6 protein-coding genes are annotated in these 7,219 nt (G+C 63.8%); 4 read left to right on the top strand and 2 right to left on the bottom strand.

The window, feature by feature from the left end; all coding sequences use genetic code 11:
• The 4 genes from VNW74_RS15715 to VNW74_RS15700 all read left to right on the top strand — a co-directional run.
• On the top strand, positions 1-795 hold a 795-nt coding region (locus VNW74_RS15715), incomplete at its 5' end, for an enoyl-CoA hydratase-related protein (RefSeq protein ID WP_325678392.1).
• A 27-nt stretch (positions 796-822) separates the two neighbouring features.
• Positions 823-2,358: an acyl-CoA synthetase gene (locus VNW74_RS15710; protein WP_325678390.1), complete on the top strand. Its 1,536-nt coding sequence runs from the start codon at positions 823-825 to the stop codon at positions 2,356-2,358.
• 22 nt (positions 2,359-2,380) lie between these two features.
• Entirely contained in the window at positions 2,381-3,763 is a 1,383-nt protein-coding gene (locus tag VNW74_RS15705; protein ID WP_325678388.1) for an aromatic ring-hydroxylating dioxygenase subunit alpha, read from the top strand.
• On the top strand, positions 3,760-5,469 hold the full coding sequence (locus VNW74_RS15700) for an FAD-binding protein (RefSeq protein ID WP_325678386.1): 1,710 nt from the start codon (positions 3,760-3,762) through the stop codon (positions 5,467-5,469). The genes VNW74_RS15705 and VNW74_RS15700 overlap by 4 nt, the downstream gene beginning before the upstream one ends.
• A 31-nt stretch (positions 5,470-5,500) precedes the next feature.
• On the opposite strand, the gene VNW74_RS15695 is transcribed toward VNW74_RS15700, so the two are convergent.
• Positions 5,501-6,352, bottom strand: coding sequence for an enoyl-CoA hydratase-related protein (locus VNW74_RS15695; RefSeq protein ID WP_325678385.1), 852 nt, complete (start codon positions 6,350-6,352; stop codon positions 5,501-5,503).
• Between the two features lie 39 nt (positions 6,353-6,391).
• On the bottom strand, positions 6,392-7,219 hold an 828-nt coding region (locus VNW74_RS15690), incomplete at its 5' end, for an amidohydrolase family protein (protein WP_325678383.1).

The following is a 7,219-nucleotide window of genomic DNA, read 5'->3' as shown; positions in this document are numbered from 1 at the left end:
GAGAAGGCCAACGCCCAGGATCAGAAGCTGGCCGAAGAAGTCGACGCCGCATTGCTGGATGCCGACCGCGACTACGACATCAAGGTTTTGGTGCTAAAGGCCAATGGCAAGGGATTCTGCTCCGGGCACGCCATCGGCAATAACGCCGTCGACTATCCGGCGTTCGTAGAGAACGCCATGGTGACAGGCCACCCGTGGAAGGCGCAGTCGGATCTCTTCGTCAAGCCAACCTTGAATCTGTGGGAGTTCTCCAAGCCCACCATCGCGCAAGTCCACGGCTACTGTGTGGGCGGCGGCACGCACATGGGCCTGACCACCGACATCGTCATCGCCTCCGAGGACGCCTACTTCTCTTACCCGCCCCTGCAGGGGTTCGGCATGCCATCCGGTGAATGTTCCATAGAGCCTTGGGTGTTCATGAACTGGCGCCGCGCCGCCTACTATCTGTTCACCGCCGAGGTGATCGACGCCAAGAAGGCGCTCGAGGTCGGCCTCGTCAACGAGGTGGTCAAGCGGGAGGACCTGGACGACCGCGTGGACGCGATCGCCCGCCACATTGCCCAGGCACCGTTGACGACGCTGATGCTCACCAAGGCCAACCTGAAGCGAGCCTGGGAGCTGATGGGAATGCGGGTGCACTGGCAGAGCTCCAACGACCTGGTCGCGCTCGCCTCAATCAGCAAGGACGTCCAGCAGCTGATCCAGCAGGTGTTCAAGGACAAGGTGTTGCCGTCCGAACAAGCCCGACGCCAGGCAGCCGCAGCCGCATCGACCGACGGCGCTGCGGCCACTTAAGGCCACTTAACCCTTCGAGGTCTGCTGGTGAATATCGTCGATCACGCGATCACAGCCGCGGAGTCGCCGGCCCTGATCATCGCCGACGGCGACACGATCTCGTTTGGCGGCCTGCGTGTCCGCAGCCAACGGGTCGCGGCGATGCTGCACGGTGCCGGGTTGCGTCGCGGCGACGGCGTAGCCCTGGTTCTGCCGAACCGGCCCGAGTTCTTTGAAATTACTTGGGGATGCCAGCTTTCCGGTCTCTACTACACCGCCGTCAACACCCACTTCACGCCCGACGAAGTCGCCTATGTGATTGACGACTCCGACGCCAAGGCGGTATTCGTCGACGCCTCGATGCGCGATCTCGCAGCGCATCTCCGCAATGCCAATTCCGCCGTCGACGTCCACTTCGCGGTCGGCGGCGACGTGGACGGCTGGCAATCCTACGACGACGCCGTGGCGACTGCCGGTGAAGCGCCGCCGGTGTCGGACGGGTCGGAGATGCTGTACTCGTCGGGCACCACGGGACGGCCCAAGGCCGTTCGCCGGTCACTTCCGACCGACGGCAACGGCTCGTGGGCCCAGTCCGTTCTGGAGATGGCGCTGATTCACAAGTACGGCATGAGCCGCGCCAGCGTGTATCTGTCGCCGGCACCGCTGTATCACGCCGCAGGGGTGAACTACACGATGGCAGTCAACCGTGTTGGCGCCGCGGCGATCATCATGCCCAGGTTTGACGCGGAAGCCGTGCTGCGCTTGATCGAAACCCACCGCGTCACCCACGCCCAGTTCGTGCCGACGATGTTCGTGCGGATGCTCAAGCTGCCGAAGGCCGTCCGGGAGCAATACGACGTCTCGAGCCTGAAATGTGTGATCCATGCGGCCGCCCCGTGCCCGGTGGACGTCAAGCACCAGATGATGAAGTGGTTTGGCCCGATCATCCACGAATATTACGGGGGCACTGAGGGATTTGCGGGCACCACCATCGGGCCCGACGAGTGGTTGGCCCACCCGGGTTCGGTGGGCATACCGATGGCGCCGGTGCACGTGGTCGGCGACGATGGGGAAGAGCTTGCCGTAGGGCAGAGCGGAGAGCTCTATTTCGAAGGTGGGCCGCCGTTCGAGTACTTCAAGGATCCCGCCAAGACCGCGTCGGTGTACAACGATCGCGGGTGGCGCTCGTTGGGCGATATGGGTTACGTCGACGACGACGGGTACCTGTATCTCACCGACCGATCGACATTCATGATCGTCTCCGGCGGGGTGAACATCTATCCCCAGGAGGCGGAGAACCTACTGGTGATGCACCCCAAACTCGTCGACGCGGCGGTGTTCGGCATCCCGAACGACGAGTTCGGTGAGGAGGTCAAGGCGGTCGTGCAACCGGTCGACGGCGTCGCACCCGGGCCCGATCTGGAGGCCGAGCTGATCGAATACTGCCGAACGCACCTGGCGGGCTATAAGTGTCCGCGCACAGTTGAATTCGACCCGGAGTTGCCGCGGGACCCGAACGGAAAGCTCTATAAGAGGCGTATCCGCGAACGTTACTGGCAAGGTCGGGCATCCCGGATCGTATGAGCTGACACAAGGGGATAGTGAGATGGCTGTAGAGATAGGCAAGGTGCGATCCGAGGTGAACTGGGAACCCCTTCCGGTGCCGTGGGCGGTGCAGACCGCCGATCGGATCCCCAAACAGCGCTACTACGACCCGGACTTCTACGCGCTGGAGAACGAGATGTTCTGGCCGCGCGTGTGGCAGATGGCGTGTCGGCTCGAGGAGATTCCCAAGCCGGGCGATTTCGTGGAGTACGAGATCCTCGACGAGTCGATCATCGTGGTGCGGGTGGACAGCCAGAACGTCCGCGCATACCACAATGCGTGCCGGCACCGTGGGGTAAAGCTGGTGGAAGGCAACGGAAATCGACGGACATTCGTCTGCCCGTTCCACGGCTGGTGCTGGGGCATCGACGGAAGCAACACGTTTGTGTTGCGACCCGAAGTCTTCGCCGAAGAGAATCTGTCTCCGGATGACGTGCAACTCGTCTCGGTCAGGTGCGAGCTCTGGGGTGGATGTGCGTGGATCAATCTCGACAACAACGCCCCTTCGCTGCGTGACTGCACGGAGCCGTTTGCGTCGATCTATGACGCCTGGAAGGTGGAATCGCTGCGCGTCGAGTGGTGGCAATCGTGTCGGTTGCCGGTGAATTGGAAATTGGCGACGGCGGCGTTCATGGAGGGCTATCACGTCCCGCAAACCCACCCCCAATTGCTGCCGTCCGCGCAGTCCGGCAGTCCGTCCGCGACGGTGCATCCGGTGATTGCCAGCAGCCTGTACTTCATGCGCACCCTGGGCGACGGCATGGGAGGCATGACGCACGAGAACGACATTCGCATCGCCGAGGGCCTGCAGAACATCGAGCTGCCATCCGATCCGGCCGAGGCGATGACAGCCTGGCGCAGCGCCGTCAACGATGCCGTCGTCAGCTGGCATCGGGCGCGGGGCAGCGATATGCCCGACCTCAACGACCTTGCTCGCCGCGGGATCACCGACGCGATCGGATTCTGCTTTCCTCACCACTTCATCCTGCCCACCTACAGCAGTGCCTCGTCGTACCGGATCCGTCCGCTCGGGCCGGAAGAAACCCTCTTCGAGATCTGGTCGCTCACCCGTTTCCCTTCAGACCTGTCCGCGGGGAAGCCCACACCACCAGAACCGATGGCTCCGGACGACCCGCGCTGGCCGCCGATCCCCGCACAGGACTTCTCCAACTTGCCGCGGCAGCAAAAAGGGCTGCATTCCAAGGGATTTGAATACATGCGGCTGTCAGACCAGATCGAAGGGCTGATCTCGAACTTCGAACGCGTCGTCGACGGCTTCCTCGCCGGCTTGCCCCACGACACGCTGGTACCGGCGATCCAGAAAACCAACACCACCATCGATGTGCCGATCGTCGATCTCGGCTTCAGCTCGGAGGCACGATGACCACCCAATGGGACCGCTCCGTCGACCTGCTCATCGCGGGCAGTGGCGGAGGCGGGATGGCCGCGGCCCTGGCGGCGCTCGACTCCGGGATCGAGCCGCTGGTAATCGAAAAACAAGCTCTGGTGGGTGGTTCCACCGGACTTTCCGGTGGCATGGTGTGGCTGCCGAACAACCCGTTGATGCGCGCCGATGGCATCCCGGACTCGCACGAGGACGGTCTGGCGTACTTCGACGACGTCGTTGGCGACATCGGTCAGCCCTCATCGCCGGCACGCCGCGAGATGTTCCTCACCGCGGGCTACGAGATGATCAATTTCCTGATGCGCAAAGGCGTTCGGCTCGTGCGATGCCCGGGTTGGAGCGACTATTACCCGAATCACAGGGGCGGCAACGAAGCTGGGCGCGCGATCGAGGGCATCCCGTACGACGCGGCAGCACTGGGCAACTGGAGCGAGAAGGTCCAGCCCTCGATGGCCAAGAGCTATGGCGGGTTCGTCCTCAAGACGAACGAGCTGCGCGCGGTGCAGTACTTCAATCGATCGCCGCGGGCCTTCGCCGTCGCGACGCGGGTGTTCGCGCGTACCAGGGCGGCCAGGCTGCGTCGTCGGGAGCTCCTCACCAACGGTGCCTCACTCATTGGTCAGATGCTCAAGGCTCTGATCGACCTGTGCGGCGAGCCGCCGATCTGGACCGACGCCGCAATGCAGGACCTGATCGTCGACGACGGCCGTGTCATCGGCGCGCGCGTTACGCACAACGGCGCATCGCTGAATGTCGAGGCTCGCAAGGGCGTCCTACTGGCTGCCGGCGGCTTCAGCCGCAACGCGGACATGCGCCGCCGCTACGGCGGCGACCAGCCGAATGATGGCCGGTGGTCGATCGCCAACGCCGGCGACACGGGCGAGGTGCTTGAGACGGCGATGCGACTCGGGGCGAAAACCGATCTGCTGGATGAAGCCTGGTGGCTGCCATCGATTTTCATCGCCGACGGAGGTGACGCGGCGAGAGCGCTTGGAAGCGGTCGGCAGCGGCCCGGGGCCATCTACGTCGACGGCACCGGCCGGCGGTTCTGCAACGAGTCGAACTCGTACGTCGAGGTGGGCAAGGCGATGTACGCCAACAAGGCGGTGCCGTGCTGGATGGTCTTCGACGAGGGCTACATACATAGATACGTTTCGGGAGCGAACCCCTTCAAGAGACGCAGCCTCCCCGAAGAGCTGATCGGACGGGGCGCGGTCCTGCGAGGTAACACCATCGGCGATCTCGCGCGCCAGATGGAGGTCCCGTCTGGGGCGCTGGAGCAGACGGTAAAGCGCTTCAATGGTTTTGCGGCCAAGGGCCTCGACCCCGACTTCGGCCGCGGCCAGTCGGCATACAACGATTGCCTCGGCGATCCTGGGTACCGCACCAACGCGGCACTCGGGCCACTCGATAAGGCACCGTATTACGCCACGAGGGTTGTTCCAGCCGATGTCGGAACGTGTGGAGGGCTGGTCGCCAACGAGTACGCGCAGGTCCTCGACGAGAACGACCGCGTGATCGAGGGGCTGTACGCGACGGGCAACATCACCGCGACGGTGATGGGCCGAAACTATCTGGGCGCGGGCGGGAGCATCGCCTACACGATGGTGTTCGGCTATGTCGCCGCGCGGCACGCGGCAGGACGCAGGCTCGCAGGTGAGAGGGCCGGCGAGCGGAGCCGTTAGCCTCGCATGCCCGCCGAGTGTGCGGCCAGCCTCACGCTGGCGGCCCGGATCCTGGTTCGTCGCGGTCGACGAAATCCCTCGGCTTCAAACCTGATTGCATGAGTTCGGCCCGTCGTGCCTGAACGTCGGAAGCCGCGCCGACCATGTTGGTCAAGATGTGGCTGACCTGAAGGTGCACTCGCATTCCCATCAATTCCCAAGCCCGCTTCACGTTGTTCTTCACCGCCATCAACGTGGTCAACGGGATCCGGGCGATCTTGCGTGCCATCTCCTCGACGACATCCTCGAGATCCTCGCGCGGCACCACCTTGTTGAGTAGCCCCCAATCGAGGGCTTCCTGCGCAGACAGCGTCGGCGCCAACAACAGCCAGTCCATGGTGCGATGCCAGTTCATCAGCAGCCACGGCTCGATCATGGTGTGGCCGCCGGGCTCGCCGAGGCTCTGCGCCAACGGCATCTGAAAATAGGCGTCCTCGGATGCCACGCAGAAGTCGGTCAGCAGGCCAAGATAGATGCCACCACCCATGCAATAGCCGTGGATCTGCGAGATCGTCGGCTTCGGGAACTCCCACAGATACAACGTCGGCCATAAGAACAGGTCGGCGGTGCCCTTGTAGAGATCCTCGAACGTGTCCCCGAAGTCCGGGTACGGATTCTCGTCTGGACCCCACCGCGCCACGTGGCCGCCGCAGAAGCCGTTGCCGTTGGCCTTGAGGATCACCACCTTGATCTCGCGGTCGCGGTCGGCCTCGTGCAGGCATTCGTCGACTTCCCGCACCAGCGTCGCGTCTTTGGTGTTGGCCTTGTCGGCGCGGTTGAGGATGATCCGCGCAATCGGCGGGTCACGTTCGTAGATAACCGCTTCGAGGGTGCGCTGCTCCATGTCGGCGACCCTATTACGGCAACGGTAGGCGATAGGCGGTTACGCGTTGACCGGCTTGGAGACCTTCATCAGCTTCATCAGGTTGCCGCCCATGATCTTGGCGACGTCCTCCTCACCGAAGTCGGCGAGCTCGTCGACGAAGGTGATCGGATCCTTCAGACCCTCGGGATGCGGCCAGTCCGATCCGAACATCACCCGGTCGGTGCCCATCATGTTGACGATCTCGGCGAACCGGTCCTCCCAGAACGGTGTGATGTAGACGCAGCGCTTGAACGCCTCGACCGGGTCCTCGCTGAACGACTGGGGCATCTTCTTGTAGACACCCTTCAGGCCCTTGAACAGGTCCGGCACCCAGTCGGCGCCGTTTTCGATCGACAGGATCCGCAGCTCCGGGTTGCGGGACAGCGCGCCGTGGCACACCAGCGCACCCATCGCGTCCAAGATCGGCCGGTGGCCCATCGCAAAGCTCCGGAACGCGGTTGGCTTGAACGGCAGGAACTCGTCGCCTGGCTCCCACACGTTCGCGAACTCGGAGTAACCGCTGTCGGAGGCGTGCATGGAGACCGGGATCTCGGCCCGGATGCAGGCCTGCCAGAACGGGTCGAACTCCTCGAGGCCGAACGACCGGCTGCCGCGGTATCCGGGCACCGGCGCCGGGCGGACCAGCACGGTACGGGCGCCGCGTTCCAGGCACCATTCGAGCTCTTCCAGCGCGCGCTCGACGATGGGCAAGGTGATAACCGGGGTGGCGAAGATGCGCTCTTGGTAGTTAAACGTCCAGGTCTCGTACATCCACTGGTTGAGTGCGTGGATGACGTCGTGGGTCATCTCAGGGTCGTCCTTCATCCGCTCCTCGACCAGGCTGGC

The sequence above is a fragment of the Mycobacterium sp. genome, from assembly GCF_035570115.1.
Lineage (GTDB): Bacteria > Actinomycetota > Actinomycetes > Mycobacteriales > Mycobacteriaceae > Mycobacterium.
The sequence above is the reverse complement of the archived record's forward strand: the minus strand, read 5'-3'. Positions and strand labels throughout refer to the sequence as shown.